General features: G+C 58.2%; 33 protein-coding genes. 14 read left to right on the top strand and 19 right to left on the bottom strand.

Annotated features, from left to right (window positions below):
- Positions 1 to 36: 36 nt before the first annotated feature.
- Positions 37 to 537, top strand: coding sequence for a MarR family winged helix-turn-helix transcriptional regulator (locus GV827_RS02540; protein WP_164352099.1), 501 nt, complete (start codon positions 37 to 39; stop codon positions 535 to 537).
- A gap of 89 nt (positions 538 to 626) precedes the next feature.
- Here the strand turns inward: GV827_RS02540 and GV827_RS02535 are convergent, their stop codons facing one another.
- From GV827_RS02535 to GV827_RS02505, 7 genes are all read right to left on the bottom strand, one after another.
- A complete protein-coding gene (locus GV827_RS02535) occupies positions 627 to 1,085 on the bottom strand; it encodes a YHS domain-containing (seleno)protein (protein ID WP_164352098.1) in 459 nt (152 codons plus the stop codon).
- A 102-nt stretch (positions 1,086 to 1,187) separates the two neighbouring features.
- Positions 1,188 to 1,898 (bottom strand): DUF1194 domain-containing protein, encoded by a 711-nt coding sequence (locus tag GV827_RS02530; RefSeq protein ID WP_164352097.1) that lies wholly within the window; start codon positions 1,896 to 1,898, stop codon positions 1,188 to 1,190.
- Entirely contained in the window at positions 1,895 to 2,602 is a 708-nt protein-coding gene (locus GV827_RS02525) for a DUF1194 domain-containing protein (RefSeq protein ID WP_164352096.1), read from the bottom strand. Before GV827_RS02525 ends, GV827_RS02530 begins: the two co-directional genes overlap by 4 nt.
- Complete coding sequence (locus GV827_RS02520; RefSeq protein ID WP_164352095.1) at positions 2,599 to 3,339, bottom strand: DUF1194 domain-containing protein; 741 nt, start codon at positions 3,337 to 3,339, stop codon at positions 2,599 to 2,601. The genes GV827_RS02525 and GV827_RS02520 overlap by 4 nt, the downstream gene beginning before the upstream one ends.
- Complete coding sequence (locus GV827_RS02515; RefSeq protein ID WP_164352094.1) at positions 3,306 to 3,740, bottom strand: VOC family protein; 435 nt, start codon at positions 3,738 to 3,740, stop codon at positions 3,306 to 3,308. The genes GV827_RS02520 and GV827_RS02515 overlap by 34 nt, the downstream gene beginning before the upstream one ends.
- Before the next feature lie 103 nt (positions 3,741 to 3,843).
- Positions 3,844 to 5,109: a surface lipoprotein assembly modifier gene (locus tag GV827_RS02510; protein ID WP_164352093.1), complete on the bottom strand. Its 1,266-nt coding sequence runs from the start codon at positions 5,107 to 5,109 to the stop codon at positions 3,844 to 3,846.
- 113 nt (positions 5,110 to 5,222) lie between these two features.
- Positions 5,223 to 6,272 carry a hypothetical protein gene (locus GV827_RS02505; protein WP_164352092.1) on the bottom strand — a complete coding sequence of 350 codons (1,050 nt, stop codon included), beginning with the start codon at positions 6,270 to 6,272 and terminating at the stop codon, positions 5,223 to 5,225.
- A 196-nt stretch (positions 6,273 to 6,468) separates the two neighbouring features.
- On the opposite strand from GV827_RS02505, the gene thyX reads away from it, so the two are divergent.
- Together thyX and GV827_RS02495 are read left to right on the top strand one after the other, a co-directional pair.
- Complete coding sequence (gene thyX, locus GV827_RS02500; RefSeq protein ID WP_164352091.1) at positions 6,469 to 7,374, top strand: FAD-dependent thymidylate synthase; 906 nt, start codon at positions 6,469 to 6,471, stop codon at positions 7,372 to 7,374.
- A gap of 3 nt (positions 7,375 to 7,377) precedes the next feature.
- Positions 7,378 to 7,965 carry a hypothetical protein gene (locus GV827_RS02495; protein WP_164352090.1) on the top strand — a complete coding sequence of 196 codons (588 nt, stop codon included), beginning with the start codon at positions 7,378 to 7,380 and terminating at the stop codon, positions 7,963 to 7,965.
- A 9-nt stretch (positions 7,966 to 7,974) separates the two neighbouring features.
- Here GV827_RS02495 and GV827_RS02490 read toward each other — a convergent pair whose 3' ends face one another.
- Positions 7,975 to 8,460, bottom strand: a complete 486-nt coding sequence (locus GV827_RS02490) for an REP-associated tyrosine transposase (protein ID WP_235930090.1) — start codon at positions 8,458 to 8,460, stop codon at positions 7,975 to 7,977.
- A gap of 252 nt (positions 8,461 to 8,712) precedes the next feature.
- On the opposite strand from GV827_RS02490, the gene GV827_RS02485 reads away from it, so the two are divergent.
- From GV827_RS02485 to GV827_RS23310, 3 genes are all read left to right on the top strand, one after another.
- Positions 8,713 to 9,030 (top strand): TraR/DksA family transcriptional regulator, encoded by a 318-nt coding sequence (locus GV827_RS02485; protein ID WP_164352089.1) that lies wholly within the window; start codon positions 8,713 to 8,715, stop codon positions 9,028 to 9,030.
- A 197-nt stretch (positions 9,031 to 9,227) separates the two neighbouring features.
- Positions 9,228 to 10,412, top strand: a complete 1,185-nt coding sequence (locus tag GV827_RS02480) for a cytochrome P450 (RefSeq protein WP_164352088.1) — start codon at positions 9,228 to 9,230, stop codon at positions 10,410 to 10,412.
- Between the two features lie 145 nt (positions 10,413 to 10,557).
- Positions 10,558 to 11,145, top strand: a complete 588-nt coding sequence (locus tag GV827_RS23310) for a hypothetical protein (RefSeq protein WP_204325671.1) — start codon at positions 10,558 to 10,560, stop codon at positions 11,143 to 11,145.
- A 247-nt stretch (positions 11,146 to 11,392) separates the two neighbouring features.
- Here the strand turns inward: GV827_RS23310 and GV827_RS02470 are convergent, their stop codons facing one another.
- Complete coding sequence (locus tag GV827_RS02470; RefSeq protein ID WP_164352087.1) at positions 11,393 to 11,599, bottom strand: cold-shock protein; 207 nt, start codon at positions 11,597 to 11,599, stop codon at positions 11,393 to 11,395.
- Between the two features lie 164 nt (positions 11,600 to 11,763).
- On the opposite strand from GV827_RS02470, the gene GV827_RS02465 reads away from it, so the two are divergent.
- Positions 11,764 to 12,084 carry an ArsC/Spx/MgsR family protein gene (locus tag GV827_RS02465; RefSeq protein WP_164352203.1) on the top strand — a complete coding sequence of 107 codons (321 nt, stop codon included), beginning with the start codon at positions 11,764 to 11,766 and terminating at the stop codon, positions 12,082 to 12,084.
- Positions 12,085 to 12,132: 48 nt separating this feature from the next.
- On the opposite strand, the gene GV827_RS02460 is transcribed toward GV827_RS02465, so the two are convergent.
- From GV827_RS02460 to GV827_RS02435, 6 genes are all read right to left on the bottom strand, one after another.
- Complete coding sequence (locus GV827_RS02460) at positions 12,133 to 12,675, bottom strand: DoxX family protein (RefSeq protein ID WP_164352086.1); 543 nt, start codon at positions 12,673 to 12,675, stop codon at positions 12,133 to 12,135.
- Positions 12,672 to 13,433, bottom strand: a complete 762-nt coding sequence (locus GV827_RS02455; protein ID WP_164352202.1) for an HvfC/BufC family peptide modification chaperone — start codon at positions 13,431 to 13,433, stop codon at positions 12,672 to 12,674. The genes GV827_RS02460 and GV827_RS02455 overlap by 4 nt, the downstream gene beginning before the upstream one ends.
- Positions 13,427 to 14,299: an MNIO family bufferin maturase gene (bufB, locus tag GV827_RS02450; protein ID WP_164352085.1), complete on the bottom strand. Its 873-nt coding sequence runs from the start codon at positions 14,297 to 14,299 to the stop codon at positions 13,427 to 13,429. The genes GV827_RS02455 and bufB overlap by 7 nt, the downstream gene beginning before the upstream one ends.
- 69 nt (positions 14,300 to 14,368) lie before the next feature.
- On the bottom strand, positions 14,369 to 14,674 hold the full coding sequence (locus GV827_RS02445) for a BufA1 family periplasmic bufferin-type metallophore (RefSeq protein ID WP_164352084.1): 306 nt from the start codon (positions 14,672 to 14,674) through the stop codon (positions 14,369 to 14,371).
- A gap of 228 nt (positions 14,675 to 14,902) precedes the next feature.
- A complete protein-coding gene (thrS, locus tag GV827_RS02440; protein WP_164352083.1) occupies positions 14,903 to 16,852 on the bottom strand; it encodes a threonine--tRNA ligase in 1,950 nt (649 codons plus the stop codon).
- A gap of 88 nt (positions 16,853 to 16,940) precedes the next feature.
- Complete coding sequence (locus GV827_RS02435) at positions 16,941 to 18,116, bottom strand: MFS transporter (protein WP_164352082.1); 1,176 nt, start codon at positions 18,114 to 18,116, stop codon at positions 16,941 to 16,943.
- A gap of 140 nt (positions 18,117 to 18,256) precedes the next feature.
- Here GV827_RS02435 and GV827_RS02430 point away from each other — a divergent pair, with 140 nt between their 5' ends.
- The gene (locus tag GV827_RS02430; protein WP_164352081.1) at positions 18,257 to 19,507 is read left to right on the top strand and encodes an MFS transporter; all 1,251 of its coding nucleotides are present in this window, start codon (positions 18,257 to 18,259) and stop codon (positions 19,505 to 19,507) included.
- 108 nt (positions 19,508 to 19,615) lie between these two features.
- Entirely contained in the window at positions 19,616 to 19,861 is a 246-nt protein-coding gene (locus GV827_RS02425) for a hypothetical protein (RefSeq protein WP_164352080.1), read from the top strand.
- Here the strand turns inward: GV827_RS02425 and GV827_RS02420 are convergent.
- Positions 19,858 to 20,292 (bottom strand): MAPEG family protein, encoded by a 435-nt coding sequence (locus GV827_RS02420; protein ID WP_164352079.1) that lies wholly within the window; start codon positions 20,290 to 20,292, stop codon positions 19,858 to 19,860. The genes GV827_RS02425 and GV827_RS02420 overlap by 4 nt on opposite strands.
- A gap of 2 nt (positions 20,293 to 20,294) precedes the next feature.
- Complete coding sequence (locus GV827_RS02415; protein WP_164352078.1) at positions 20,295 to 21,050, bottom strand: ArsR/SmtB family transcription factor; 756 nt, start codon at positions 21,048 to 21,050, stop codon at positions 20,295 to 20,297.
- Positions 21,051 to 21,161: 111 nt separating this feature from the next.
- Here GV827_RS02415 and GV827_RS02410 point away from each other — a divergent pair, with 111 nt between their 5' ends.
- From GV827_RS02410 to GV827_RS02390, 5 genes are read left to right on the top strand one after another with little or no spacing between them, the layout of a single operon-like run.
- Entirely contained in the window at positions 21,162 to 21,917 is a 756-nt protein-coding gene (locus GV827_RS02410) for an alpha/beta fold hydrolase (RefSeq protein WP_164352201.1), read from the top strand.
- Positions 21,910 to 22,890 carry an alpha/beta hydrolase gene (locus tag GV827_RS02405; protein WP_164352077.1) on the top strand — a complete coding sequence of 327 codons (981 nt, stop codon included), beginning with the start codon at positions 21,910 to 21,912 and terminating at the stop codon, positions 22,888 to 22,890. The genes GV827_RS02410 and GV827_RS02405 overlap by 8 nt, the downstream gene beginning before the upstream one ends.
- Positions 22,890 to 23,318, top strand: a complete 429-nt coding sequence (locus GV827_RS02400) for a VOC family protein (RefSeq protein ID WP_164352076.1) — start codon at positions 22,890 to 22,892, stop codon at positions 23,316 to 23,318. Before GV827_RS02405 ends, GV827_RS02400 begins: the two co-directional genes overlap by 1 nt.
- Before the next feature lie 17 nt (positions 23,319 to 23,335).
- Entirely contained in the window at positions 23,336 to 23,998 is a 663-nt protein-coding gene (locus tag GV827_RS02395) for a hypothetical protein (protein WP_164352200.1), read from the top strand.
- Positions 23,999 to 24,051: 53 nt separating this feature from the next.
- Positions 24,052 to 24,762 (top strand): alpha/beta fold hydrolase, encoded by a 711-nt coding sequence (locus tag GV827_RS02390; protein WP_164352075.1) that lies wholly within the window; start codon positions 24,052 to 24,054, stop codon positions 24,760 to 24,762.
- Between the two features lie 2 nt (positions 24,763 to 24,764).
- Here the strand turns inward: GV827_RS02390 and GV827_RS02385 are convergent, their stop codons facing one another.
- Positions 24,765 to 25,343, bottom strand: a complete 579-nt coding sequence (locus GV827_RS02385; protein ID WP_164352074.1) for a DUF6151 family protein — start codon at positions 25,341 to 25,343, stop codon at positions 24,765 to 24,767.
- A 3-nt stretch (positions 25,344 to 25,346) separates the two neighbouring features.
- Positions 25,347 to 26,648: a polyhydroxyalkanoate depolymerase gene (gene phaZ / locus GV827_RS02380; RefSeq protein ID WP_164352073.1), complete on the bottom strand. Its 1,302-nt coding sequence runs from the start codon at positions 26,646 to 26,648 to the stop codon at positions 25,347 to 25,349.
- Positions 26,649 to 26,690: the final 42 nt, after the last annotated feature.

Here is a 26,690-nt window from a genome sequence, read left to right as displayed (position 1 = left end):
CAGTTTCTGGCTCAACAATTGAGTCGGAGAACTTACATGAGCATTCAAGACCCTGTCGGAACAAGCCTGCTTAACAAAGACTTCATGGTTGGCTACCTTGATGCACTGTCGTTGGTTGAACGGCTTCACCGGCTCTTGCTTGATGTGATCAAAGATGAATTTGAGCGGGTCGGCGTGCTGGAAATCAATGCGGTTCAGGCGCTTTTGCTGTTCAATATCGGTGACCATGAAGCGACCGCCGGCGAATTGAAAAGCCGCGGATATTATCAGGGCAGCAACGTCAGTTATAACCTCAAGAAGCTGGTGGAGATGGGATACATGCATCACCAGCGCTGCGAGATTGACCGCCGGTCTGTCCGGGTACGCCTGACCGAAAAGGGCAGACACATCCGCAAAGTCGTGGCAGAGCTATTTGCACGCCAAGCCGACGGCCTTAGGGACAAGGGCGTGCTGGGTGAAGATGGGATCAGTGAGATCACAGTCTCTCTCAAGCGGATGGAGAGGTATTGGGCCGATCAGATCAGATATATCTACTGATGCTTTGTGGCGCACAGCAGCCGGACTGGTGATCTGCTTCGTTGCGCTGAAATCCGATAATTCATTATGCGATCACATCACAAGATGTATCAGTAAAGCGTCTGCCAAAACTGTTCCGCCTTTACGATGATTTCCGCCTCTCCCTTGTCGAACATCTTGCCGCCCGCAGGGCGTGCGAAAAGATAAAGCCGCCCCTCGAAAATCCGCCAGACTTCTGGGTCTCCGTCGACCACCTTCCCCAGCGACATTGCCCGCGCACAGAAACCGCCAAATTGCGGGGCAAAGCTTTCAGGTGCGCTTGCAAACTGGTCAGCGTCGTTTTGATTGGCAAAGCGCCAGAGCGCACCGTTCCAGGTGACCGTGTGATCGTCTGACCCATCCTGCGCGGCATTCACGGTCCAATAGGCACGGGTGTCATAGCCCTGAATGGCGCGTCCGGCCCGATCAGTTGAAACCCGCGATGTGCCCGCGGCAAGAGGGCGGGTCAGACCAGCCGCAAAGATCGCTGTGGTCAAGATGACAAAAGAGCGGCGGTTCAATGGGCGCATGGGGGTGGTATCCTGCAGCGGTTCATCTGGGACGACATAACAAGTTGCATGATCACGAGACAGGCACGTTTGCGTGACAGGCAACAAGGTAACGGACGAGTGTTACAGCTGTGAAAAAACCAGACCATCCAGTTCGCGGATCAGCTTTTCTTTCATCGCGCGGGCGTAATCGGCAAATCCGATTGCGGTTTGAACGAAAGCGTCTGGCCCGACAATGACTTCGGCGTCGAAGTAGGACGACAGCTCTCCGATCTCGGACTGGCGGATGTCGCCGCTGCTGGGGTTGTCCACGCCGATCACAAGCGCGTTGATGGTAATGCCGCTTTGCGCGATGCGCTCCTTTACATCGCGGGGGCGGGGGCCAAGGTTGGATTTGCCATCGCCAGAAATGTCCAATGTCCGTTTCCAGCACGCCGCCTGCTGCCGCAAGTACCGCTCGCCTTCGCTCATCGCGACACCAAGTGCTGTGCCGGGGCTGGCATCGCGCCGTTCGGTCTGACGCAGGTTTGCGATGACTGCGTTGAGCGTGGTCTCGCTATCAATCGCCGTCCATGGCACGACAATCGCCTGATCGCCGGGGCCGGACCATTCGAACACCATCAGGTGCACAGGTGCCGAAGGCATCGCCATGAGTTTCTCTCGCACCTCCGAGCTGTCCAAGGCTTGCGCAACACCGCCCATTTGCAACCGATATTCGCGTGCATCCACGGAACCCGAAACATCCAGCCCAAGCGCCAGCGCCTGCCGACACTCAGCCAAGGCAGGCGCGGCAGAGACCAGCAATAGCAGCGCCAATGCCGCCTGCCGGATCATCCCTTGGGGTCTTTCGGGCCGGGCCGCGCGCCAATCACTGCTGGCATTAACTCGCGCTCCAGCTTGCGCCGCATGGCGCGCTCGTAATCGGCAAAGCCATTGGCGATCTCCAAAAATGCGCCGGGCCCATGCAACACTTCGGCCCGGTAGAATGCAATCAGACCCAGCTCTCCTTCAAAATCTGCAGCATTTACCACCAATCCGTTGACCGTGATGTCATCGAAGGGAAAAGCCCTATAGGCATCCTGCGGCCCAAATCCTTCGTTGTTCTGACCGTCACCGGCCATGTCCAGCGTCTTGCGTGTGCAGACCGGCGCGGTCTCGAACAACCGTGCACCGTGCCCAAGCGAATAGCCCATAGCCGTTGGATAGTCGGAATGTCCGCGCTTGGTCGCGGCAACTGTCTCAGCCGCCTCAATCAGGGCCCGCTGACTGTCGATCAGTGTCCAGTCCAGCAAGACATCCTGCTGATAGCGACCGGACCATTCGTAGACAGCCAGCGCCACTGGCTGATCTGTGGCAAAGAACGCCGCAACCACTTCGGGTGCGGTTAACGCTGCGACAACGCCACCACGCTGCAAGGCGTCCTCTGACGGATCAACAGAACTGGACACGTCCAGGGCCAGCAAAAGCGCCAGTCTGCAATTGGCCCAAGCGGCACCCGGCAGGCTCAACACCACGATCAGAAGTGCCATTCGGATCATCCCTGCGACCCCTTCTTGATCGGTGCTGCGCCCATCACGGCCACGCTCAATTCCCGTTCCAGTTTTTCGCGCATGGCACGCTCATAATCATCAAAGCCATTGGCCTCGATCATAAAGGCGCCCTGTCCGTGCAGCACTTCCTGCCCATAGAACTGGGTCAGACGGTGCGGTGTCTGAAAATCGGCGGCATTGACCACGACCAATCCGTTGACTGTGATCTCTTTGAACAAGGGATGAGACGCATAGATCGCCTGTGGTCCCGGCCCCTCGTTGTTTTCGCCATCACCCGCAATATCGATTGTGCGCTGCCAACAGTCGGGGCCGCGCCGCAACATTGCTTCCGCAAAGATCAGTGCTTCGCCCATCGCAGTAGGGAATTCATTATAGCTGCGGTCACTTTGCGCGATGGCATCGGCAGCTGCCATCAGATCGGCACGGTCCTCGATCATCGTCCAATCAAGAATGATCTCTTGGTTGTACCGCCCTGACCATTCGAAAACCCCAAGAGCAACGGGTGTTGGAGACGCAAAAAACGCGTTCTGAACCGGCTCGGATGTCAGCGCGGCAGCCATCCCGCCACGCTGCAACGCATCTTCCGCCGCATCGACAGAACTGGAGATGTCCAGCCCAAGCAGCAGCGCCAACCGACATTCAGCCGCCCCCGCAGGAGCAGCCAGCGCCAGTGTCAGCGCTGTGGCGGTTCTTACCAATGCCCTGTGTTTTCCATGCTTGCCCATGGCTCGGCGGGCTCCAGGGCATCGCCCTCTTGCAGGAGTTCGACCGAGATGTTGTCAGGGCTGCGCACAAAGGCCATGCGTCCATCACGCGGCGGACGGTTGATGGTCACACCGTTGTCCATCAGGTGCTGACACATTTCGTAGATATTATCGACCGTATAGGCCAAATGGCCAAAGTGACGGCTGTCTGACGGCAAATCGTCATCGCCGTCCCAGTTGTAGGTAAGCTCAACATCCGCGTGGCCGTCGTCCATGTCTGGTGGGCAGAGGAATACCAGCGTAAATCGGCCGCCCTCATGATCCATCCGGCGCCGTTCCTTCAGTCCCAGCAGCTTGTAAAACGCGATGGATTTGTCGAGGTCTTTCACTCGTACCATAGTGTGCAGATATTTGATGGGCATTGGCCGGCTCCTTTGATTGCAGGTCTGATCCCGAACCTAGCATGGCGCTGCCGGGATGCCAGCCGCTTGCAGAAAATTCAGCAGGGTGGCGGGGAGTGTCCGCTTAAAAGGCCGATTTGATCCCGATGTTCAGCCCGACCCGGTTCACATCGTAAAGCCCAATGTTGCTATCTGTGCTTGAGGCGGAAAGCGTCACGGTAGGATTGAAGCCGTAATAGTCGATGTCTTTGAACGTGGCAGTGACATCCGCAAAGATACGTGTATCCCGCCGTCCATCGCGGGAATCCCGGCTGAAGTCATAGTCGCGCCAACTTGCACCCAGGCCAAATTGTACTGCGGCCCCCACAATTGGCTTTCTAAGCGCGATCCCGGTGCGTAGCATCACTTCGGTATATTCTGATCCGGGGTTTGGCGACTGGGTGGTTGTTGCAAAGAGGCCGAAAAAACCGGTGTTGCCAGAGGCATAGCCCTGCGTGATGCTTGCCGAAAGGCCCACTGTGTCCAGATCGGGCGTCGCCTGCCCCCACTGACGCTCAAGCTCTCCGCCAAAGCGGAATTGCCTCTGCGCGCTTGTCCGCCATGTCTGCTGTGCCTGAGAGCGCAGATAAGAGGCATAGCGCGACCCGCCGTACCAAGTTTGGCCCCCCTCGACGTCCAGCGCAAATTCGCCCTTCCTGTCAAGGTTCAGACGGCGGTAGCCATAGCCAAAGGCCAGTGATCCAAAGGCAAAGTCGGAGCCCTTGATGCCATCATCGTCCAGATCATCGGTGATCGAGAACGTGCGGTAGCTGAGCGACAGCTTGGCGTCATGCGCCGTAGTGGGCGTCTGGGCAAAACGGTAGCGCGTGCGAACCGATCCGCCAATCTCGATGCCTGCAATGGCCTGAGCCTCGTCGTTCAGCTCGTATTCAATGGGCTCGCCAAACAGCAGTTCGGAAATTGCGTAGTTCAGCCGCGACGTATCCCGAGCACTGCCGTTGTTGATGTTTGAATTCGGGGCGAAAGTGAACGTCAGATCGGTCTTCCAGGGATTGCGCCGTTTGACATAGCGAAAGTCCCGTTTGGCGCGTTCGCGCAGCAGATCGTTCGGGGCGTTCTGCGCTGCGCGGCGCAACCACAGCTGCGCGCGGGTGCGTTTGCCTTCGGTTGAAAGGATTTGGGCCGTGATCAGCGCCGCCGAATATCGCTCTGCGTCCGTATCTGCCAGTTGCCATGCGGTCCGGGCCGCCGTGCGGGCAGGGGGGATATCCCCCATATCGCGCGCCGCGCGGGCAAGGATCAAATTAGCGTTCAGGTCAGCGGGATCGCGTGCCACCAATGCTTCGGCATAACGTCGCGCAGTCGGCGCATCGCCGGTCTGCAACGCCACAACTGCCGCCTGACGTAGTTCATTTGGATCAAGGGCAACTTGCGCATCTGCGCTCAGAGCGCAGCTAATACAGAACGCAACCGCCGAAATCCTTGTGAAACGCCAAAAGCGCATTAGTCGCTGGCTTGTCGATAAATCGTAAACCCTGTGGTGTCGCGGACTGTCTCTGCTGAGGGATCAACCGAACTTTCGGTTACGATGATACCCACGATCTCATCCGCGTTTTCGCCCGAAATGATGCCGTAGTACTGGCCTTCCTCGTATTCCACAGCCTGACCCGCATCGTTGGCAAAACGGGACGTCAATTCGCCCACGATCTCGCCATTACCGTCCAGCGCATTGGTGGAGATGGTAAAGACTGCTGTCGGGATCGCTGTGAGCGAGGCGTTATTGCCCTCGTTCAGGCGGCCGATGATATCGTTCGTAATCTCGTTGCCTGCAAGATCGAAGACACGGCGGTTGAACAGGAAACCGTCGACCGCGCCCTCGTAACGGCCTGTGTCCGCGTTGAAATCATCGAAATCCAGTGCGATCTGAACATCCGCGGTGCTGTATTCCAGCCCGCCAAGGTTGACGTAGTCCCGCAGGCCCGCGCCTTTGCCGTTGTAAAGCGCCTGACCGGTTGTCGGCAGATTGACCGTGCCGTTGCGCTCGTAAACAAACCCGCCAAAGCCATAGCCAACATAGTCGCCGGTCCGGATGATCGCGAATTCGGTCTGGCCCGATTGGCTGACGCCATAAATCGCGCGGTGGCGGAACTGATTGATCGGGGAGCCGTTCAGAGAGTCGGGATACTGGTCGACGGCCTCGTAGACCGCGTAATCGCCCAGACTGCCGACAGCCACGCCGCGAATGTAGGGGGCGTCGGTGCTACCATCGAAAGGCAGGTTGTCGACAAAGAAGGTGTCATCAGCGGAATTATACCGGACCCCTTCGGCAAAGCCGTTGCCGCTGGCCCCGTCCAGCGCTTCCTTGCGGAAGATCGTCTCGTCCGGGGAAGGGGAGGCGGTGCCGGGCGGGATGGTCCGATCGCTGGTGATCGTGCCGTCATCACCCTCTACGCCGGTATCGGGGTCTGTCGCATCGTTGCCAAAGGGCGCTTCGCCACTGCCGCACCCCACCAAGAACGTGCAAAGCAACAGCCCTGCTGCATTGATTTTCATGATCGCCTGCCTACTCATTTGCTTTTTGCCAACATTCCCGGCAAAGGGGTGCGCTTGTCAACGCTCGCGGGCGGGCAAGTGGAAATAACTGCCCAAGGGTGCCCAAAAAACAATACTGCATATCGCTGTTCCTGCAGGCCCTTCACCCAGATATAGTGGTCCGCGAATCCATGTTGCTGACCAAGGACTGCTGCCCATGCCCCTTTCCCCTGAACAGACCGCCGAAATCGAAGAACTGCGCAGCACGCCACAGCCCACGCTGCGGGCCACCGTTCCGGGGATGGAGGCGCATCTCTACAAGGCGCATGACGTCCTCGACCACGGCTTTGTCCGTGTTATCGACTACATGGGCGATGATGCCGCCATCTGCCAGGCCGCCCGCGTCTCCTATGGCAAAGGCACCAAATCCGTGCAGAACGACACAGGCCTCATCCGCTACCTGATGCGCCACTGGCACTCGACCCCGTTTGAGATGTGCGAGATCAAGCTGCACGTCAAACTTCCCGTCTTCGTCGCCCGCCAGTGGATCCGCCACCGCACCGCCAACGTCAACGAATACTCCGCCCGCTACTCCATCCTCGACCGCGAGTTCTACATTCCCGCGCCCGAACACATCAACGCGCAGTCGACCGTCAACAACCAGGGCCGGGGCGGGTTGCTCGAAGGGGAGGAAGCCGCGCGCGTCCTCGAATACCTCAAGGCGGACTCGACCCGCGCCTACGACCACTACGAGGAAATGATCTCCCAGGACGGCCAGGACGGCCTCGCCCGCGAGCTTGCCCGCATGAACCTGCCCGCCAATATCTACACCCAATGGTACTGGAAGGTGGACCTGCACAACCTCTTCCACTTCCTCCGCCTGCGCGCCGACGCCCACGCCCAATACGAAATCCGCGTCTACGCCGAGGAAATCTGCAAGATCGTCGCCGACTGGGTGCCTGCGGCTTACGGCGCATTCGAGGATTATCGTCTGGGGGGAGCGAACCTGTCGGCCACAGCTATTGATTGTATTCGGCGGATTGTGAAGGGTGAGGTGGTGACGCAGGAGACCTCCGGCATGAGCAAGGGGGAGTGGCGGGAGTTTGAGGGAGTTATTGGGTAAACTTTGAATAATTTGCTAGAGCGAATTTGGGGAGCAGTAGAGAGCTTCGCTCGCCCGGCCCAGATTGCAATTGTACTTTGGGTCGTTTCAGGAATTCAATTATTCAATCTTTTCGGTATCGTCGACGTTTTCGGAGTCGAAAATGACATTGCCAAATGGAAATTTTGGCTCTTAACGACTTTCCTGCTGTCCGGATTGCTTCTGTTGACCACAATTGGCTTTTTTATTTGGAGATTTTCATCAAAGCACTCCAAACGGATATGGATGAACTTCACTGCTTCTCGGCTTGGAATTTCCTTCGAAGCGGAAGCGATACTGGTTTTTCTTACTGAAAATCGGCCTGATCCTGTACATCTACGTTCCGCCCATCCGGCTGTGAGAGAACTTAGACTGCATCGCCTAATAACCTCGACCATGGCCGTGTATTTTGGAGATTGCCAAGATTATCGAATGACAGAAGCGGGAGTGGCTAGGGCGGCTGTTTCCGTTCTTCTCGATCCTAGCGATGATGACATAGATCGGATTCAAGAGGTTGTTGCTGAGGCATGTGAAATACCGATGAAAATGAGGAATTCTTGGCTTGCACGGTAGGCTTTCACCCTACGCGTGATCCCGATGCCATGACGAATAGGGCCAATCTTCTACGCGCTCGACCAGCTCATGTTTCACCGGATTGTGCCAACAATACGCGATATGGTTTTCGTAATCAGCAGTGTCTCGAATATGATGCTCCCAAAACCGACGCTGCCAAATGCCTTTCTCGCGCCGGGCCACATGGCTCGCCCGGCGAAACCCTTCTGGCATATCCCGCGAAAAACGCGCCTTGATCGACTGCACTCGCGCCGCATAGGCGTCATCGCCGTCCGGCAACGTCCAAACGCAATGCATGTGATCCGGCAAGACCACCCAAGCATCAATTTGAAAGGGCCGCGATGCCATCGACGCCCGCACCGACCGCCGCAAGCTGTCGATCCGGTCAATCAAGGTCGTTGAACCACGCTGCGCGAGCGTTATGGTCAGGAATAAACAAGCGCCGGGACGCCGGGGCCGGATGTAATTCGACATGAGGCAGGGTAAGCCGGTCATGGTTAACGAAATATGAAATGAACCCCGCACCACCTCTTCACCTGTCCCGCTCGGCCCCGCCCGACCTCCCCGTTTTGCCGAAGGCAAACCTTCGGTTTGACGGGCGCTTTTGCACAGTCACCCCCAAGCTCACCCGTCCCATACTCCGCACCGTCCCTCTGCCACACATCCCGACCAAAACGCCCTCAGGTCGGGCGCTGCCCGTCGGGGCCTCCACTTGACGCAGGCGCAAACCGCGCCCAACGTCACCCCATGGACCCCCACGCCACCCTCCAATCCCGTCTCGACGCCCTCGATGCCGAGGATGCCGCCGCCCATGACGCCACCCGCCCCGTGACGCTCGACCAGCAATCGACGGGCCGGCTCACCCGGATGGACGCGCTGCAGAACCAGGCCATGGCCCAGGCCCAGGTCCGCCGCCGCGCCGCCGAGCGGCAGCGCATCCTCGCCGCCCTCAAGCGGATCGAGGAGGGCGAATGGGGCTATTGCACCGATTGCGGGGAAGAGGTCGCGCCCGCCCGTCTGCAGGCCGATCCCGCCATCCCCCGCTGCCGCGACTGCATGGGGTAGGGTGGGCCAACGCCTGCGTGCGGTGACCCGACACCGCGCCTCTGCTTTGGCGCAGATAGGCACTTGCATGGCTCCCCCGGCGCACCGCACGCCCATAGAACATAAATTTAACAATTACTAACAGTACCTTAGCGTAGCCCGTGGGTTACCTGACCAGCCCGATTGACACGGCGCTCAGAACGCCGAAACTCAGCCCCATGTTTGACCTTGCCCATCCCCCCGCCGGTTTCGTTGAAAACCCGTTCCCGCATTATGACAGCCTGCTGAGGGACAGCCCCGTCACGCCGCAGCCTGACGGCTCATATCTCATTTGTCGGCATGCGGATCTGAACGCGATCTACCGCGACACGACGACCTATATCTCGGACAAGAAACAGGCCTTTGCGCCCAAGTTCGGCCCCGGTACGCCGCTTTATGAACACCACACCACCAGTCTTGTGTTCAACGACCCGCCGCTGCACACCCGCGTGCGCCGCATCATGACCAGCGCCCTGACCCCCCGTGCGCTTGCCAGCATGGAGCCGGGGCTGATCGCGACAGTGGACGACCTGCTGGACCGGATGCCGCAGGAGCCCGATCTGATCGAGGATTTCGCCAGCGTCATTCCGATCCAGATCATCGGCAACCTGCTTGATATCCCGACGTCCGAGCGCGGTCCCCTGCGCGACTGGTCCCTCGCCATCCTCGGCGCGCTGGAACCGACGCTGACGGAGGCGCAGCTTGCCAAGGGACATGCGGCCGTTTCCGAATTCAAGGTGTATTTGCAAGACCTTATCGCCCGCCGCAGGGCTGACCCCGGCGATCCCGATACGGACGTGTTGACCCGTCTGATTGCCGGGGATTCCAACGGCCAGCTGTCCGAGATCGAGTTGATCCATAACTGTATCTTCATCCTGAACGCAGGCCATGAGACGACGACAAACCTGATCGGCAACGGCCTTGCGCTCTTGCATGATTATCCTGATCAAAAATCCCGTCTTCTCAACGACCTGACCTTGATCGACAAGGCCGTCGAGGAGGTCCTCCGCTTCCGCTCTCCCAACCAGTTCGGCAACCGCGAGACCACGGTGGAGGTCGAGATCGGCGGTCACAGGATTCCTACCGGCAGTAATCTGCATCTGTGCATCGGTGCCGCCAACCGGGATCCGGAGGTTTTCGAGAACCCAACGCAGTTCGACATCTCGCGCCAGCCGAACCGTCACCTCGCCTTTGCCGGTGGCCCGCATGTTTGTGTCGGCCTTACCCTTGCGCGAATGGAGGGGCGTATCGCCATTGAGCATTTTCTCAGGCGCTATCCGGATTACGAGTTTTCAAATCAGCGCATCCCGGGCGGCCGCATCCGCTTCCATGGCTACCAGAGCCTCCCCGCGCGTCTGTTATAGCCCCAGAACTAGTAGTGCCGGGTGGGAAACCTGCATCATCTGGTCCTGTAAAACTGCTTTGCCCCGTGAAAAAGCTAGACTGCAAGCAATCCCGGGGGCAAGGTTGCGGCAACGAGCAGTCAATAAATCAAAGCGATGGAACGCCATGCGCATCAAGACCCAACTACCCGCTATTCTCGCCCTGATCCTCTCCCTGACGCTGCCCGTGTCGGCATTGGCCATCTCCGGCTCCGAGAGCGATACGCCCACTTCGCCGCCCGAGGAGGACGTGACGAACGAGGATTCGGTGACCGAGGATCCGCCCGAAGAGGACGTCACCTCCGGAGACCCGGTAACCGAGGATCCGCCCGAGGAGGACGTGACCGACGGTGATCCGGTGACTGAGGAGCCGGATGACGAAGAACCCACAATCATCATCTTTGAGAACCGCGACGGCCCCCCGGAGGAGAAGGACTTTAGCAAAAAGGACACCGAGACCAAAAAGCCGGTGAAAGAGACCAAGCCCTATGTGCCTGAGACAAAGGTCTACCGGGTGCCGACAACGGCGAACTACTGTACCCAGGGGCTGCAGCCGGTCACGATTTCGGGTAGCATCAGCTGTGGCCGACCGACTGAACGTGTCACCTACCAGCAGATGCTGCAGACACCGAAGCGGGTGGTTAAACGCAAGACCTACCGCCGCTCCGCGCGTCCGACCTGTCGGCCCGGCGTGAAGGGGTGCGCCGAGTATTGAGCTGGCACTTCAGTGAAGATGAAGTCTCGGGCTGTCAGGCCCGGCTTCTTCTTCTAGAAAGAGAAATGGACCCGGCTCAGGGGGGCATATACCTTGCTCTTACAGACCACCACGTTAATGAGCAGCCCGCAAACCGGGTCGCGATACGAAAAAGAAAAAAGAAGCCGCGCTGACTGTGCTGCAGAGACTTGCGGCTTTACAGAGAGTTCGTTTATCTGCCCGGCTCTGTGAAGCCGGGAGTTTGGTCTTACAACAGCGTAATATCCGACGCCATCTGACGACCGTCACGCCCCTCGGTCAGCTCAAAACTCACCTTCTGGTCGTCGGCCAGCCCCGTCAGCCCGGAGCGTTCGACGGCTGAAATGTGAACAAACACGTCGTTGCCGCCTCCTTCTGGTGCGATAAATCCGTATCCTTTTGTGGTGTTAAACCACTTCACGGTGCCTGTTGGCATGTTTTCCGTGCCTCCTTTGTCTTTCCCTTACCCGCCACTGACGGGCTCTTCTGCAGCTCTGGCAATTTGCCATCGCTCAACCTATGAAGATTGCGCGGTCCATGAAAAAATCAAGGAATGCGTGCGAAACTTATCTTGAGCGCGGGAAAAAGAGGGGGGCAGAAATGGAACTGTACGGGCTGAAGAATTGTGACACATGCCGCAAGGCCATGAAGGCGCTGCCAGACGCCGAATTGCGGGACGTGCGTGTGGATGGTGTGCCGGATGCCGTCCTCGAACAGGCGCTGGTGCAGTTTGGCGATGCCCTGATCAATACGCGCTCGACCACGTGGCGGGGGTTGGACGAGGAGGAGCGTAACCAAGATGCCTTGAAGTTGCTAAAGGCCCATCCCGCGTTGATGAAGCGCCCGTTGATCTCTGTGGACAATACTCTTTTCCTGTCCTGGAACAGTGAGATAGAGCGTCAAGTTAAAGCAATGCTTTAAGCTAGAGGTGTAGCAAAGCTGTGCCGTATCGACACGCGTCAGGAACGTTTACATTGTACCCGGCTTCAAGGCCCGATCAAAAGACAGCGGTCCCGCACCTTTGACGACGATCACCAGCAGCAAGAAGACCCAGAGCGTTCGTTGATCAAGAATGATCGCGTCAGGAAAGCGGTCAAACCACGCACCAATCTCGCCCGTCTGTCCGTGGCCGTAGACGTCTGTCAGGGATTGTACGACGACAAATCCGATCATCCCCAATGCGGCCAATCGCGTCAAAATGCCCAGAACGATCATGGCAGGCAGCAGAAATTCGGCCCACGTCCCGGCCATGACGACGACGTAATGAAACAGACCAAGCGCATCGGTGTCGTAGCCTGCGGCCTCAAGTGCCTTTGGGAAAATCTGTGCATAGGCCCCAACGGACGGTGTCCAGATGCCGGATAGGCCGTCGCCCAGCTTGGTAAGGCCAGAATTCAGGAAATAGATCATCAGGATCGCGGCAAAGAGAAACCTTGCCAGCGTCGCGAGCAGCCAGTCTGCCCGGTCCAATCGATCAAAAATTGCGGCATGGAGCGTCCTGAGTACTGTCATTTCAATTCCTTGTGATGAATTTCGGCGAATGCCTGCGCGCTGAGAGCCAATGTCAGGCTTGCCGCCAGATCGAAATCTGCGTGTTCGGTCGATGCTTTGTCATGGGCCGCGCCAAGGGTGTGTCCTTCGCCTAGAGCGATCAGCCAGGTCATCGCTCCGGGGGGCAGGGCGTGTGGCGCAGGGTCAAATTCTGGCCGGGTGATCAAAATGTCCTGCGCAACACTGCGTGGTTTGTCAGCGTCCTTTATCTGATTGAAGCGCCAAATATCATAAATGGGCCATTTCGAACGCAACAGGCGCGTGGCTGGAGCAAGCGTGAAAGTCGCATCTACCAACGCCTCATCGCTTAAGGTTTGTAGCGGTGAGGCATCGAAGACAGGTGCGTCTGCGGCGTGATATGCATGACGCAAGGCGAGGTCCAGACGGGCCGCATCAGGCAGGTAACCGATATGCGCCAGCGGTTCAAAGCCTTCCAAAAACACAGGAAAATCAGCGCCATAAAACATAATCAATGGCGATGTGGGTGGATGATCACGGACATAAAGCGGGGCAAGCCTGTCAAAGTTTTGCATCCCGATCAGCTTGGCAACCAGTGGGAAGGCGGTTTTCATCGCCTCGATCAAAGATACCGTCACGTTGTTGCGGTAAACCGCGTATCGCTTGCCCGCCGGGTTTTGATGTGCGTCCTGAAGCCCGTCGGGTACAGGGATCGTTGGATCCAGCAAACCGGCGCGAAATGCGGTTTGGTCTGTCACGATGCCAACGCTTGTTTATCAAGCGTAGACAGAGCCCGCGCGGCGCGCGCTGCTTCTTCTCGCAGGATTGGCCAGTCCGGAACATCGGTGTCCCACTCAACCAACACGGGCGCCGGACCGGTTTTGCGAAGAGTATAGTCAAGCAGCGCCCAGACCGGATCAACAACAGGTCTGCCATGGCTGTCGATCAGGAGCGGCGCACCGTGATCATCCATATCTTGGTCGTGGCCGCCGACATGAATCTCGCCCACTTTATCGGTTGGGTAGGCATCAATGTAGTCTTGCGCACTCATCCCCAGGTTCGTGGATGAAATGAACACATTGTTCACATCCAGCAAGAGACCGCAGCCCGTTCGCTGGGTAAGTGCATCCAAAAAGTCGGTTTCGGACAAGGTGCTTTCAGCAAACATCAGGTAGCTTGAGGGGTTTTCGAGCAGCATCTGGCGGCCAAGAGCGTCTTGGACCTGATTGATATGCGCGGCGACCCGGTCCAGTGTCTGGTCTGTGTAGGGCATGGGAAGCAGATCGTTCATGAACTCCGCCCCATGGGTTGACCACGCAAGGTGCTCTGAAAAACTTGCCGGGGTAATCCAATCGCAGAGTTTTTTCAGCCGGGCCACATGGTCGGGATCGAGAGGACCCTCTCCGCCGATGGAGAGGCCAACACCGTGGACGGAAATCGCAAAGGTTTCGGACAACGCTGCAAGCTGTGCCAGAGGACGGCCACCGTCGCCCATGTAATTCTCAGCATGTACCTCGATCCAACGGACCGGGCCGGGGTCTTCTCGAAGGGCTTCGAAATGCTGGGGTTTGTAGCCTACACCAACGGCGTGCGGCAGCCGATCAAAGCAATGGGACGTATCGAGCATGGTAGTGCCTTCCGGTCCGGGTCATTCGGGTCGCATCAGGCGGGACACGCGCGCCGGATGCGATAGGGCTTAAGCTGGCAGATCGCGGTCAAGCTCTTCAAGAGAGCCTTTGCGCTCTGTGCCGTCCGCCATCTGAGGCAGATCGATTTCTTCGCAGGTTCCAGCATCAACCAGTGTCCAGGCGTTGCCCTGATAATCAACGGTAGACGTGCCCGCGCATGTGGTGCCGGGGCCTGCCGCGCAGTCGTTTTCACCAGCAAGCGATACACCGTAGCATTTTTCCTTGGCCGCGGCCTCAGCTGTTGTAGTGCTTTGCGCGGTCATTGCGGCGGCAACTGCACCGGCGATGGCAACAGACTTCATGACGTTGGACATATTGAGTTCCTTTCCGTGGTTCTGTGTGAACGGGTTAATGACAGGACTTAAACACCTGCGGCAGTTTGACGCCAGTCACGAGGGAGTGTGTCACGATCCTGTCAGGAATTACGTGAGAAATCTCACAAAACCTATGGAAAGCAGCCGGATTTTGCCGGGTTTTGTTACATTTATCCCGCGCCGGTACGGAAAAGCCCAATGCCCGGCGCGGGAAATGTTACAGGTCGATCACGCCCGCAGGTCGGGCGGTGTCGCTTCCTTGCCCAATGTTACAGCTACTTCTGCAAGCGGCTGCACGCTGGTTTGTTTTTCACCAAGGCGGCGGACCGAGACGGTCTTGTCCTCAACTTCCCTGGCACCCACGGCGAGGATGACAGGGACCTTGCCGACAGAATGCTCGCGCACCTTGTAGTTGATCTTTTCATTGCGCATGTCCGCTTCGGCGCGCACGCCAGCTTTCTTGAGGGTATCGACCACTTCCAGAACATAATCGTCCGCCTCAGAGGTGATGGAGGCCACGACGACCTGACGCGGAGCGAGCCAGAACGGCAGCTTGCCGGCATGTTCTTCGATCAAGATGCCGATGAACCGTTCGAATGACCCCAATGTCGCACGATGCAGCATGACGGGGCGGTGCTTGCCGCCATCGGCACCGATGTAGGTGGCGTCGAGGCGTTCAGGCAACACGAAGTCAACCTGATGCGTGCCGCATTGCCAGTCGCGGCCGATGGCGTCTGTCAGCACGAACTCAAGTTTCGGCCCATAGAACGCGCCTTCGCCGGGGTTCATCTCAGGTTCGATGCCGGCTTTGCGGGTTGCTGAAAGCAGCGCCTCTTCGGCCTTGTCCCAGACCTCGTCCGAACCGGCACGGGTTTCAGGGCGGTCAGAGAATTTGACCTTGAAATTCTCAAACCCCAGATCGCGATAGATCCCTGAGAGGAACTCGATATAGGTCAGTGTTTCGCTTTCGATCTGGTCTTCGCGGCAGAAGATGTGACCATCGTCCTGGGTAAAGCCCCGAACGCGCATGATCCCGTGCAGCGCGCCTGACGGCTCGTACCTGTTACAAGAGCCGAATTCGGCCATGCGCAGGGGCAGGTCGCGGTAGGATTTGAGACCCTGATTGAAAATCTGCACGTGGCAGGGGCAGTTCATCGGCTTGAGCGCGTTAACGGATTTCTCGCGCGCGTGCTCTTCGTCCACTTCGACGATGAACATGTGCTCTTGATACTTTTCCCAGTGGCCCGACGCCTCCCAAAGCTTGCGGTCCACTACCTGCGGTGTGTTCACCTCGACATAGCCGCCTTTGCGCTGTTGGCGGCGCATGTAGTCTTGTAGCTGAGTGTAGATCATCCAGCCGTTTGCGTGCCAGAAAATCTGCCCTGGTGCCTCTTCCTGCATGTGAAAGAGATCCATTTCGCGGCCCAGTTTGCGGTGGTCACGCTTGGCGGCTTCTTCAAGCATGTTGAGATGCGCGCGCAGCTTTTCCTTGCCGGTGAAGGCTACGCCATAAATGCGTTGCAGCATTGCGCGGTCACTGTCGCCTCGCCAATAGGCGCCCGCGATGGACATCAGCTTGAAAGCATCGCCGGGCACTTGGCCGGTGTGTTGCAGGTGCGGGCCACGACACAGGTCCTGCCAGTCGCCGTGCCAGTACATGCGCAGCGGCTCATCTCCGGGGATCGCGTCGATCAGTTCGACCTTGTAGGGCTCTCCATTATCCTCGTAATGCTTGATCGCGCGGGCGCGGTCCCAGACCTCGGTGCGGACGGGGTCACGCTTGTTGATGATTTCCTTCATCTTTTTCTCGATCAGGCCGAGGTCTTCTGGGGTGAAGGGGTCTTCGCGGTCGAAATCGTAGTACCAGCCGTCCTTGATCACCGGGCCGATGGTGACCTTGGTGTCGGGCCAGATTTCCTGCACGGCACGAGCCATGATGTGGGCGAAGTCATGGCGGATCAGCTCATTCGCTTGCTCTTCATCGGCCATGGTGTGGATAGCGATGTCTGCATCCGCCTCGATCGGCCATGCCAGATCGTAATGCGCGCCGTTCACGGTGGCGCTGATGGCTTTCTTGCCAAGCGATTTTGAAATGTCGGCAGCAACCTCGCCCGCAGTGATACCTGCGTCGTAGGATCTTGCATTGCCATCGGGAAGAGTGAGAGAGATCTGGGCCATATCGGCGCTCCTCGTCAGTTTGGCGCCCACGAGACGCCCGGTTGCGGGTTTATGTCTGGGGGCCTTGTGACGCCGGATTATGCAGGCGTCAAGAGGTTGGCGCGTGAACCGGAGAAAGACGTGTTGAAAGCAACAGGTGCAAAAGGGCAAAGGCGGCGGCAAGGCCAGCACAAAGGCCAAGGGCAGAGATGCCAAGTCCTGCAATGATCAACCCGCCCAAGGCCGAGCCAGCGGCGGCCCCGATATAGATCGCTGCGGCGTTAAGAGCCAGCACCACGGGCGCCTGTGGTCCAGCCAGATTGATCAGCCGCATTTGCTGTCCAGCCATAAAGGCCCAGCCGAACAGCGCCCAAAAGAAGGAGACCAGCGTAAGGGCTAGTGTGCTGACCGGAAGCAGCGAATAGAATGGCATCAGGATCATTTGACACAGGCAAAGGCCTGCCAGTGTAACCTTCCAACCAAATTGGTCTGCCAGATAGCCGCCCATCAGGTTGCCGCATACCGCACCGATCCCGAAGATCAGCAAGATAAAGGCGATGCCGTCCCGCCCAAAGCCCATGTTCAGGCTTAGAAGGGGCGCGATGTAGGTGTACAGGACGTAAGTAGCACCCAGAAAACTGGCCGTGAACATCACAGCCAGCATCATCCGTCCCTGCACGATAACCTGACCCAGATCGATCATTCTGACCGGTTGAAACTTGAGCCCCGCCGGGACGCGCCGCCAGATCAGCCAGATCAGCGGAAAGCAAAGCACCACAACGATCCAGAATGCCCAACGCCAGCCAAAGCTGTAGGCAATCCAGCTGCCCGCAGGCACGCCGATGACTTGCGAAATCGTCAGGCCGAAAAACACTGCTGCAAGTACCTTGGCGCGCTTTTCTTCGGGGTAGAGAGCCGCCGCAACCGCCGCCGCGACAGGTGTAAAGATACCAGCGCCTGCTGCGGCTATCACGCGGCCAAGGCTGAGAACAGCGAAGCTGGGGGCAAGAGCCGAGATCGCGGCGGCAAGACAGACCAAGGCAATCGACGCCGTCAGAACGCGCCTGCGTCCGATCTGGCCACTGATCGCAACCATCAAAGGGGATAGGACCGCGTACGCCAGTGCGTAGACTGTGAGCAGTTGGCCTGCATTGGCTGCGGAGCGGCCAAGTTCGTCTCCCAAGGGCTCCAGAATGCCGATGATTGAAAACCCTGCGACGCCGATGACGAAATTGCCAAGCGAGAAGACCGGGATAAGTAGTGGATCAGGAGACGGGGGACGCATCTGAATTCCTTAGCAGGTCTTCTTGCCCGCGCAAGGCTTGCGTCGGGATGCAGTTCTGGCCGGACCGCTTCCGGGGAAAGGTTTTGGGAACCTATGTGAGACCTGTGCGTTCTGGACAGTACTTAAAGGCACGGAAATCCATGCAGAACACTCCATCACAGACTGCCTTTGCAGCTATTTCAGGTGCAGACGCAAGGCCCGACAAGACAGCCGCTCGAAATGGGTTGCGGCACATCGCATCCTTGTCGATGACCAAGATTGCCGACGGTCTGATTGATCCAAAACTTGTGTTGGCATGGCTTCTGACCTCGCTTGGTGCGCCAGCTGTCTATGCTGGTGCGCTGGTACCCATTCGCGAGGCGGGGGCGCTGCTGCCGCAAATGCCGCTGGCCAGCGTTTTGCAAAGGCTCAATCAGCGGAAATGGATGTGGGTGCTGGGCAGCGCGGGGCAGGGCATATCTGCGGCGCTTATCGTTTTGGCCGCGCTCACGTTGGAAGGTGCGGCAGCTGGCCTTGCCATATGCGCAGCACTTGCGGGGCTGGCGCTTTGTCGTGCGGCCTGCTCGGTCTCCTACAAGGACATTCTGGGTAAAACCGTCGAGAAGGCACAGCGCGGATCGGTCACAGGGCTTGCGGGGTCTGTTTCTTCGGTTGGCGTATTGATCTTTGCAGGCCTCTTGATATCCGGTCTTGCACAAAGCTGCGAGGTTGTTGTCGCGGCGATTGCTCTGGCGGCAGGGCTTTGGATCGCCGCAGCGCTGTTGTTTCTGACCATGCAGGAGAAAGACAGCGATCCGGAAGCCGGAACACGCGCCAGCTTTGGCGTGTTGAAGGGCAACGGGCCTCTGCAACGCTTCATCATTGCGCGTGGGTTGCTGGTATCTACCGCGCTCGCACCCCCCTATCTGGTGGTCCTCGCAAAGGAAGGGACGCTCAGCCAGTTGGGGGCGCTGGTACTGGCGTCCGCTGCCGCATCATTCGTCAGCTCCTATGTCTGGGGGCGATTGTCTGACCAATCCAGCCGTCAGGTGCTGATGTTGTCTGGTCTTTTGGGGGCTGCATCCATGGGCCTTGCCGTCGGGGCTTGGGCAATTGGTTTTGCGACGATCTACTGGGTCATGCCGGTGGTTCTGTTTATCCTGATGATCGCGTATCACGGCGTACGTCAGGCCCGATCAACCTATCTTGTTGATCTGGCGAAGGAGGATGAGCGCGCCGCTTATGCTGCTGTCAGTAACACGGTGATCGGCACGCTCTTGCTGATTGCAGGCGTTGTTGGCGGTGGAGCTGCTTTGCTGGGTGCGCAGGCGACATTGGTGGTCTTTGCGGCAATGGCGTTTGCGGCTGCTTGGGTCGCATATGGCCTGCCTGAAGTGGAAGATGCTGTGTGACGTATCAATTGTATACATAGATATACGTTGACTGCGACGGATAAGCGATTATTTACGACATAGACGTTCTTGTGCCGCACTGTAGTGGCTATTTGGGGGATACGCGCCATGTCAAGCTACAACCGGAACTTCCAGCTTTCTATCAGCGATGTGGATTTGATCGAAGAAGCCCTGCGTGCGCGGGGTCGCGAGTTGTGCCGCATGCGTCGCGCGCTGGCAGATGACAACCCGGCCGATATGGAATCGATCCGTGTCGTTGAAGAGGATCAGCGCAAAGGCGAGGAATTGCTGGGTCGGCTGCATGACCAGAAGGTCTTTTACCGGCCCAAAACGTCTGTTTACGTCAGCGGCTAAGTCATCCGCGCGGCGAAAACCGCGTATCCCATAATCAAACAGCATATCCAGCCACCCAGAAAAATGAGTGGTCGAAGTGGCAGTTTTGCGCCTGCGGTGATGTAGCCCACCGCATGGGCGAGGCGGAGCCAGAAGAACGCGATCGCGGTCCAGTAGGTTAGCGCGCTGAAACCGTCTACCCGATCCACCAGCAACACAAGAATGGCAAACGGGACGCCCTGTTCCAGCAGATTCAGGTGCGCGCGCCATGCCCGCTGCACCCAGGGTCGCTGAAGCGACGGATTGGCGATGCGGATAAAACCGTCCGGTGCATCGGTGGGCAAGGACCCTTCGGGAGCAGTGTTCACGCCGACAATGTAGGGGATCCACATTGACGCTGCGAGAACGATAAGGCAGGTCAGAACGCCCAGTTCGGTGGGTAAGCTCTCCATGATCAAGCCCATTGCATCGCTGATTTCATGCCCTTACCGGTTTCCAGCCAAGACTTGAGCGATGCCGCCAACCGGGCCCAGCCTTCCGCCACGCCTTCCTGGCCATCGGGGATGTCGTAGTGTTCAATGGTCAGCTTGCAGGCAGGGCCCTGCGGTTCAATCAGATAGACCATCCGGGAGGACGGTGCCTCCGGCCCAAAGAAATGCGGCTCAAACGTTGTTTCGATGCGGGATTTCGGCTCCACCTTGGTGACTTGCTGGCTTAGCATTGGGTTGCCGTCTGGCAGAATGAAACGAATGGTCTGGCCTTCCTCCGCACGGCCTTCTGCCACGTCACAGGCAAAATGGTATGCTGCCATGCTGTCAGGATTGCTTAAGGCATCCCACAAGGCGTCCTGCGTGCAGCGGATGAATGTTTGCATCATGAAATCAGGTTTGGTCATAGAATTGGTCCTTTCGAGGGTTGATTTGAGGTTCAACACTGCTCGGGCCGCTGGTTTTGCGCGCATCGGCTCAATCCAGCGATCTATGGTTTGTTGCAGGGGGACGGCGTTCAGATAGTGGTATTTGAACCGCCCCTTTTTGTGGGTCACGACCAGCCCAGCATCTTCAAGCACGCCAAGATGCTTCATCACGCCAAAGCGGGTCATTTCCAGCAGTTCTGTCAACTCTTGCAATGTCTGACCGTCCTTGCGGCGCAAGGCATCCAGAAGGGTGCGACGGGCCGGATCGGCCAGGGCTTTGAAAACTGCGTCCATGATTTTCTTATAGGTGATTAATTAGTTACGTGACAATATAGTCACCTAAAAATCTGGCGGTTGTGCTGATCCGAGCTTGGGCGCATGATCGCCAAAACCGCAGGGGGACCCATGGGCGAGACGCAGTTTCTTTCAACAAAACAAGGGCGCAGGCTTGCCTATCACCAGACAAAGGGGCGCGGCCCCTGCATCGTTTTCCTGGGTGGCCTGAAATCCGATATGGAGGGCACAAAGGCGGTCTTTTTGGAGGAGTGGGCGCAAAACCAGGGGCGGGCATTCCTGCGATTCGACTATTCCGGCCATGGTGAGTCGTCAGGTGAATTCACAGATGGTTGCATTGGCGATTGGGCAGAAGACACCGTTGCAGCGGTCACAGCCCTGACCGACGGGCCGATCATTCCGGTGGGGTCCTCCATGGGCGGCTGGCAGGCGCTCTTGCTGGCGCGCACACAGCCCGAACGCATTGCCGGGCTGGTCACAATTGCCGCGGCACCCGACTTTACCGAAGACGGCTATATGGCGAGTTTTACAGATGCCCAAAAGCAAACCCTGGCCCAAGAAGGCCAGGTCGAACTGCCGTCAGACTATATGGAACCCTACATTATCACCCAACGGCTGATCGACGATGGGCGCGCGCAACTGGTGCTGCGCGCCCCGTTGCATTTGCCGTTCCCCGTTCGGTTCTTGCAAGGCACCGCGGACACAGCTGTCAGCGTGGCAACGGCGGTGCGTTTGCTGGAACATGCGACAGGGCCTGACATGCAACTGCGATTGATCAAGGATGCCGATCACCGGTTTTCGGATGGCCCCTGTCTGGGGCTGATCCTTGAGGCGCTAAGCGACGTGATGGGGGAATCGCATGAGTAATCGTTTTAAAAGAACAGGGTACGCCTTTGGGTTTGTCGCGGTCATTGCCCTGTCGCTCTACTTTCTTGGCCCATATGAAGACAGCGATCTGGCGACCTCCTTTGACGATACGGTCCTGAATGACGGCGTCAGCGCTTATTTCGCGGCGCAGGAAGCACGCTTTGACGACATCACGCCGGGTGTTGAGAAACAGGTGATCTGGGCAGGCGCGCCCGAGGCAGAGACGGATTGGGCGGTTCTCTATCTGCACGGGTTTTCGGCCACATCCATGGAAATCCGCCCGGTGCCTGATCTGGTGGCAGAGGCACTGGGCGCAAATCTGATCTATACGCGGCTTACCGGTCACGGACGGGGTGGGGATGCTTTGGCGCAGGCAGGCGTTGCCGACTGGATGGGGGATGTCGCCGAAGGGCTGGCCGCGGCGCGGAAAATTGGCAAACGGGTGCTGATCATATCGGTGTCGACAGGTGGTACTCTGGCCGCAGCCGTAGCGATGGACCCGGATTTGTCGCAGGATGTGGCGGGCATCGTCTTTGCCTCGCCCAATTTCGGCATCAACAATCCCGCCGCCCCCATCATGACCTTGCCCGGCGCGCGCTATTGGGCCCCTTTGGTGGCCGGGCGAGAGCATAGCTTTGAGCCCGCAAATGCAGATCAGGCCAAGTTCTGGACGACGCGGTACCCGCTTGTTGCGGCGCTGCCGGTGGCGGCATTGGTGCAAAAGGCCGTCAGGCTGGAGCTTGAGCAGGCCGATATCCCGGCCCTGTTCCTGTTCACCCAAGCCGATCAGGTGGTGCGCGCAGATGCGACCGAAGCTGTCGCAGAACGGTGGGGGGGCGACACAACGGTCATTAATCCGGTGCTCGGGCCTGAGGATGATCCGGCATCCCACATCATCGCGGGCGATATCATGTCGCCAAGCCAGAATGACGTGACCGTAGACCGGATGCTGGATTGGGTGAAGGGCCTGTGATGGAGCAGCGCATTTCACTGATCACGCTGGGGGTGCGGGACGCAGCGGCGCAGGCGGCCTTTTACGACGCGCTTGGGTGGACCCGGGTTGAAACGCAGGATGGCGTGATTGCCTATGATCTGATTGGTCAGACGCTCGGGCTCTATCCGCTGGACAAACTGGCCGAAGACATCGGAGTGGACGCGGAGAACTTGGGGTTTGGTGCAATGACCCTCGGCCACAACGTGCGCGAGAAAGAGGATGTGGCCCGCATCCTTGCCCGTGTCGATGCGGCGGGTGGCAAAATCCTCAAACCGGCGGCTGATGTCTTCTGGGGCGGGCATCATGGGTATTTCGCCGATCCCGAAGGTCATATCTGGGAAGTGGCCCACAACCCTTTCTCACCGCTGAGCGACGCAGGGGCTTTCCGCTGGAACGGATACGGCTGATGCGCAAACCGGCCAGCATGTGGAGCCTTGAGACCTTTGGCCGCCAACGTCTGTCGAAATACTACTTCATGCGGGATTTCATGTATTCCGAGATCAGCGGCTTTCACGGGCGGCCCAACATGCCTGAGAATCCTGATCTGGTGTTGGAAAACGGGCGCGCTTTCTGTGTCGCTCTGATGGACCCGCTTGAGGAAACCTTTGGCCGCGTTGCTGTGCGCTCTGGCTACCGGTCGCCGGAATTGAACCGCTATGGCAATGAAAACAAACTGAATTGTGCGCGCAATACGCATCCGCTCGAATGTCACATCTGGGATCGCGGGACAGGGGAGGACGCCATTGCTGGCGCATCCATCGTCATCCCGTGGTTCGCTGATCAATACGCACAGGGCCGCGACTGGCGTGATCTGGCGTGGTGGTTGCATGATCATCTGCCATATTCAGAGATGTGGTTTTTCCCCAAACTAGCCGCCCTAAATCTGGTCTGGCGGCCTGACCCCTGGCGCACCATCTCAAGCTATATTGCACCGCGCGGCACCCTGCTGCGCCGCGGCAAGGAGCCGGACGAAACCCCTGCGCAAAGACAGGCGCGGTACCGGGATTTCCCGGCGTTTCGTGGATTGACCTATCCGATACCCCCACGTGATATTGAAGCGCGTCAAAGCCGTGATATAGAGGGCTGACGCAAGGTGGGGTGGGGTACCGAAATGTATGTGTTTTCAATAGGTAGTGGCTGATGGCTGAACCATTGGTGCTGTTGCCCGGCATGATGTGCGATGCGCGGTTGTTCGGCCCCCAGATTGCGGAACTTTCTGCCGATATGGCGGTCATGGTCGCCCCGATCACGCAAGGTGAGCGGATCGAGGAAATTGCGTCCACTCTACTTGATCTTCTGCCAGCGCGGTTTGCCTTGGCGGGTCTTGCGATGGGCGGCATCGTTGCCATGGAACTGCTGCGCCGTGCACCGGACCGCATAACCCGGATCGCGCTGATGTGTACTAACCCGCTGGCCGAAACCCCCGCGATTGCAGCCGACCGGGAGCCACAGATCGTCAAAGCGCGTTCTGGCCGTCTTTTGGAAGTGATGCGTGAGGAGATGAAGCCGAATTATCTGGCGCCGGGGCCGCACCGTGCTGAAGTGCTCGATCTGGTCGTGGATATGGCCGAGGCGCTTGGGCCTGATGTCTTTATCCGTCAGTCGCGTGCATTGCAGCGGCGCAAGGATCAACAGGCCGTTTTGCGCAAATGCCGGACGCCTGCGCTGATCCTGTGTGGGGAACATGACCAGCTTTGCCCGGTCAAGCGGCATACTTTCATGGCTGAACTCATTCCCTACGCAGAACTTGTTGTGCTTGAGAGTTCAGGCCATCTGCCAACGCTTGAGCAACCTGATGCGACAACGGCGGCGTTGCGCAGTTGGATGCGCCAGCCGCTGGTCCTGCAGTAGGCCTAGGATTGGGCCGCAAGCAGAGCTTTCTTGTCTTTTTTGGAAACCAAAACGACAGGGGCGATGGGTTGACCGCTTTGCGGGTCGAACAGTGCTGTGTTGCGCCACCGCCCGGATATTCGCGCGGCAAGGATGCGTCCAAAGACGCGCAGCAGCGCGGGCAGGTTCTCGTGCTTGGCCTTTTTGCCGCCGGGTTGGGGCACAAAAGCACGTGATTTGACCGGCCCAATAACCGAAGGGTCTTCGGGCCGATTAATGTACAGGCCAACACGGGCGAGTTTGGGGTTGCGGGGCGTGGAAAAAAGGAAGGAACCACAACAGGTTGCTTTCCAGCGCAAAAGGTTTCGTGGAACGAAGGCAAAGGGCGCGATCAGATCTTGCCCCTGAGAAAACGTAATATTGTCCGGGGTCGTTTGGAAAAGAGCCAGCCCTTCAGGGGCCGGGTCATTTTCACCGCAGTACAAAGCGCCAGCGCGGCAGGAGTCGCAAAAACACACGACATGGTTTCCGCCGTCTGACGTCGCATGGTGTAGAACGCCCTTTACTGCACCACAGGCGCAGCGAAAGGGCGCGTCACACATCGGTCAGACAGCTACGTTCATGTTTGCAGGGTCATTGACCGGCTTGCCCCGCTTGCGGTGACCAGGAGGCGTTTGTTCTTCATTGTCGTCGATGAAGTCGAGCACCAAAGGACGGATGTTGTTGCGCCAGCTCTTGCCAGCGAAGATGCCATAGTGGCCTGCGCCCTCTTCGACATGGCTGGCCTTCTTGTCATCGGGCAGACCGGTGCACAGATTCAATGCTGCAATGCACTGACCGGGGGCCGAAATATCGTCCTTGGAGCCTTCGACGGTCTTGACCGCAACGGTCGTGATCTTGCCGATGTCGACTTTCTTCCCCTTCACGGTGAATGAATTCGACGCGATCTCACCTGTTTTGAAAATGCGATCGACCGTTGAAAGGTAGAATTCCGCAGGCATATCCATGACAGCCAGATATTCGTCATAGAATTTGTTGTGCTTGTCATGTTCGTGCGCATCGCCGCTGGCAACTCTGCTGATCTGATCTTTGAAGGCGTTGAAATGCGTCTCGGCATTCATCGAGATGAACGAGTTCAGCTGCAACAGGCCGGGATAGACCATGCGACCCACCCCTGCGTATTTGAAGCCGACACGCTGGATCATCAGTTCTTCAAGCTGACCCATGGTGACAGAATGGCCAAAGTCGGTGACTTCTGTCGGGGCGGCACTGGGGTCGATTGGACCGCCGATCAGGGTCAATGAACGGGGCTGCGCCGCTGGGTCTTCCTCAGCCAGATAGGCCGTGGCGGCAAGGGCCAGTGGAGCGGGCTGGCAGACCGCGATCACGTGAGTGTGTGGGCCCAGTTCTCGAAGGAAATCAACAAGATATAGGGTGTAGTCTTCGACGTCGAACTTGCCCGCGCTGACCGGAATGTCGCGCGCGTTGTGCCAGTCGGTGATGAATACGTCGCAGTCGGGCAGCAAGCTGATGACCGTTGATCGCAGCAGCGTGGCGTAGTGACCTGACATAGGTGCTACCAGCAGTACCCGGCGCTTGGGCACTGTGCGGCCCTGAACGCGGAAATGCAGCAGATCGCCAAAGTCGCGCTGCATCACGACCTCTTCAACGACGATCCGGTCCTGTCCGTTCGATCCCACGAATGGCGGGATGTTCCAGTCCGGTTTCATCACCATCCGCGAGAACGTGCGCTCGGTCACTTCGCCCCAAGCGGCCATCCAGGCCAACGCAGGGTTTGGAAACATTGCAAAAGCAGGATAGGATGCCATGGCAAGCGCGGATGCGCCAAGCCATTGGTTGGTATTCCTAACGGTTTCCATAAGGTCGTAGGTTGCCATATAGCGCATCTGGGGTCTCCTTTGGTGGCCCGATTCTGGGCATTGCGTCGC

Origin of the sequence: Sulfitobacter sediminilitoris (assembly GCF_010667575.1) — a bacterium.
Taxonomy (GTDB): domain Bacteria; phylum Pseudomonadota; class Alphaproteobacteria; order Rhodobacterales; family Rhodobacteraceae; genus Sulfitobacter; species Sulfitobacter sediminilitoris.
Note: the sequence above shows the minus strand (reverse complement) of the source record. Positions and strands in the feature narration are given on the sequence as shown.

Bases quoted from the DNA above. Each gene is read 5' to 3' on its own strand.
- GV827_RS02540 (WP_164352099.1), top strand. From the start codon at position 37: ATGAGCATTCAAGACCCTGTCGGAACAAGCCTGCTTAACAAAGACTTC.
- GV827_RS02535 (WP_164352098.1), bottom strand. From the start codon at position 1,085: ATGCGCCCATTGAACCGCCGCTCTTTTGTCATCTTGACCACAGCGATC.
- GV827_RS02530 (WP_164352097.1), bottom strand. From the start codon at position 1,898: ATGATCCGGCAGGCGGCATTGGCGCTGCTATTGCTGGTCTCTGCCGCG.
- GV827_RS02525 (WP_164352096.1), bottom strand. From the start codon at position 2,602: ATGATCCGAATGGCACTTCTGATCGTGGTGTTGAGCCTGCCGGGTGCC.
- GV827_RS02520 (WP_164352095.1), bottom strand. From the start codon at position 3,339: ATGGGCAAGCATGGAAAACACAGGGCATTGGTAAGAACCGCCACAGCG.
- GV827_RS02515 (WP_164352094.1), bottom strand. From the start codon at position 3,740: ATGCCCATCAAATATCTGCACACTATGGTACGAGTGAAAGACCTCGAC.
- GV827_RS02505 (WP_164352092.1), bottom strand. From the start codon at position 6,272: ATGAAAATCAATGCAGCAGGGCTGTTGCTTTGCACGTTCTTGGTGGGG.
- thyX (WP_164352091.1), top strand. From the start codon at position 6,469: ATGCCCCTTTCCCCTGAACAGACCGCCGAAATCGAAGAACTGCGCAGC.
- GV827_RS02490 (WP_235930090.1), bottom strand. From the start codon at position 8,460: ATGACCGGCTTACCCTGCCTCATGTCGAATTACATCCGGCCCCGGCGT.
- GV827_RS02485 (WP_164352089.1), top strand. From the start codon at position 8,713: ATGGACCCCCACGCCACCCTCCAATCCCGTCTCGACGCCCTCGATGCC.
- GV827_RS02480 (WP_164352088.1), top strand. From the start codon at position 9,228: ATGTTTGACCTTGCCCATCCCCCCGCCGGTTTCGTTGAAAACCCGTTC.
- GV827_RS23310 (WP_204325671.1), top strand. From the start codon at position 10,558: ATGCGCATCAAGACCCAACTACCCGCTATTCTCGCCCTGATCCTCTCC.
- GV827_RS02470 (WP_164352087.1), bottom strand. From the start codon at position 11,599: ATGCCAACAGGCACCGTGAAGTGGTTTAACACCACAAAAGGATACGGA.
- GV827_RS02465 (WP_164352203.1), top strand. From the start codon at position 11,764: ATGGAACTGTACGGGCTGAAGAATTGTGACACATGCCGCAAGGCCATG.
- GV827_RS02460 (WP_164352086.1), bottom strand. From the start codon at position 12,675: ATGACAGTACTCAGGACGCTCCATGCCGCAATTTTTGATCGATTGGAC.
- bufB (WP_164352085.1), bottom strand. From the start codon at position 14,299: ATGCTCGATACGTCCCATTGCTTTGATCGGCTGCCGCACGCCGTTGGT.
- GV827_RS02445 (WP_164352084.1), bottom strand. From the start codon at position 14,674: ATGTCCAACGTCATGAAGTCTGTTGCCATCGCCGGTGCAGTTGCCGCC.
- thrS (WP_164352083.1), bottom strand. From the start codon at position 16,852: ATGGCCCAGATCTCTCTCACTCTTCCCGATGGCAATGCAAGATCCTAC.
- GV827_RS02435 (WP_164352082.1), bottom strand. From the start codon at position 18,116: ATGCGTCCCCCGTCTCCTGATCCACTACTTATCCCGGTCTTCTCGCTT.
- GV827_RS02430 (WP_164352081.1), top strand. From the start codon at position 18,257: ATGCAGAACACTCCATCACAGACTGCCTTTGCAGCTATTTCAGGTGCA.
- GV827_RS02425 (WP_164352080.1), top strand. From the start codon at position 19,616: ATGTCAAGCTACAACCGGAACTTCCAGCTTTCTATCAGCGATGTGGAT.
- GV827_RS02420 (WP_164352079.1), bottom strand. From the start codon at position 20,292: ATGGAGAGCTTACCCACCGAACTGGGCGTTCTGACCTGCCTTATCGTT.
- GV827_RS02415 (WP_164352078.1), bottom strand. From the start codon at position 21,050: ATGGACGCAGTTTTCAAAGCCCTGGCCGATCCGGCCCGTCGCACCCTT.
- GV827_RS02410 (WP_164352201.1), top strand. From the start codon at position 21,162: ATGGGCGAGACGCAGTTTCTTTCAACAAAACAAGGGCGCAGGCTTGCC.
- GV827_RS02405 (WP_164352077.1), top strand. From the start codon at position 21,910: ATGAGTAATCGTTTTAAAAGAACAGGGTACGCCTTTGGGTTTGTCGCG.
- GV827_RS02400 (WP_164352076.1), top strand. From the start codon at position 22,890: ATGGAGCAGCGCATTTCACTGATCACGCTGGGGGTGCGGGACGCAGCG.
- GV827_RS02395 (WP_164352200.1), top strand. From the start codon at position 23,336: ATGTGGAGCCTTGAGACCTTTGGCCGCCAACGTCTGTCGAAATACTAC.
- GV827_RS02390 (WP_164352075.1), top strand. From the start codon at position 24,052: ATGGCTGAACCATTGGTGCTGTTGCCCGGCATGATGTGCGATGCGCGG.
- GV827_RS02385 (WP_164352074.1), bottom strand. From the start codon at position 25,343: ATGTGTGACGCGCCCTTTCGCTGCGCCTGTGGTGCAGTAAAGGGCGTT.
- phaZ (WP_164352073.1), bottom strand. From the start codon at position 26,648: ATGCGCTATATGGCAACCTACGACCTTATGGAAACCGTTAGGAATACC.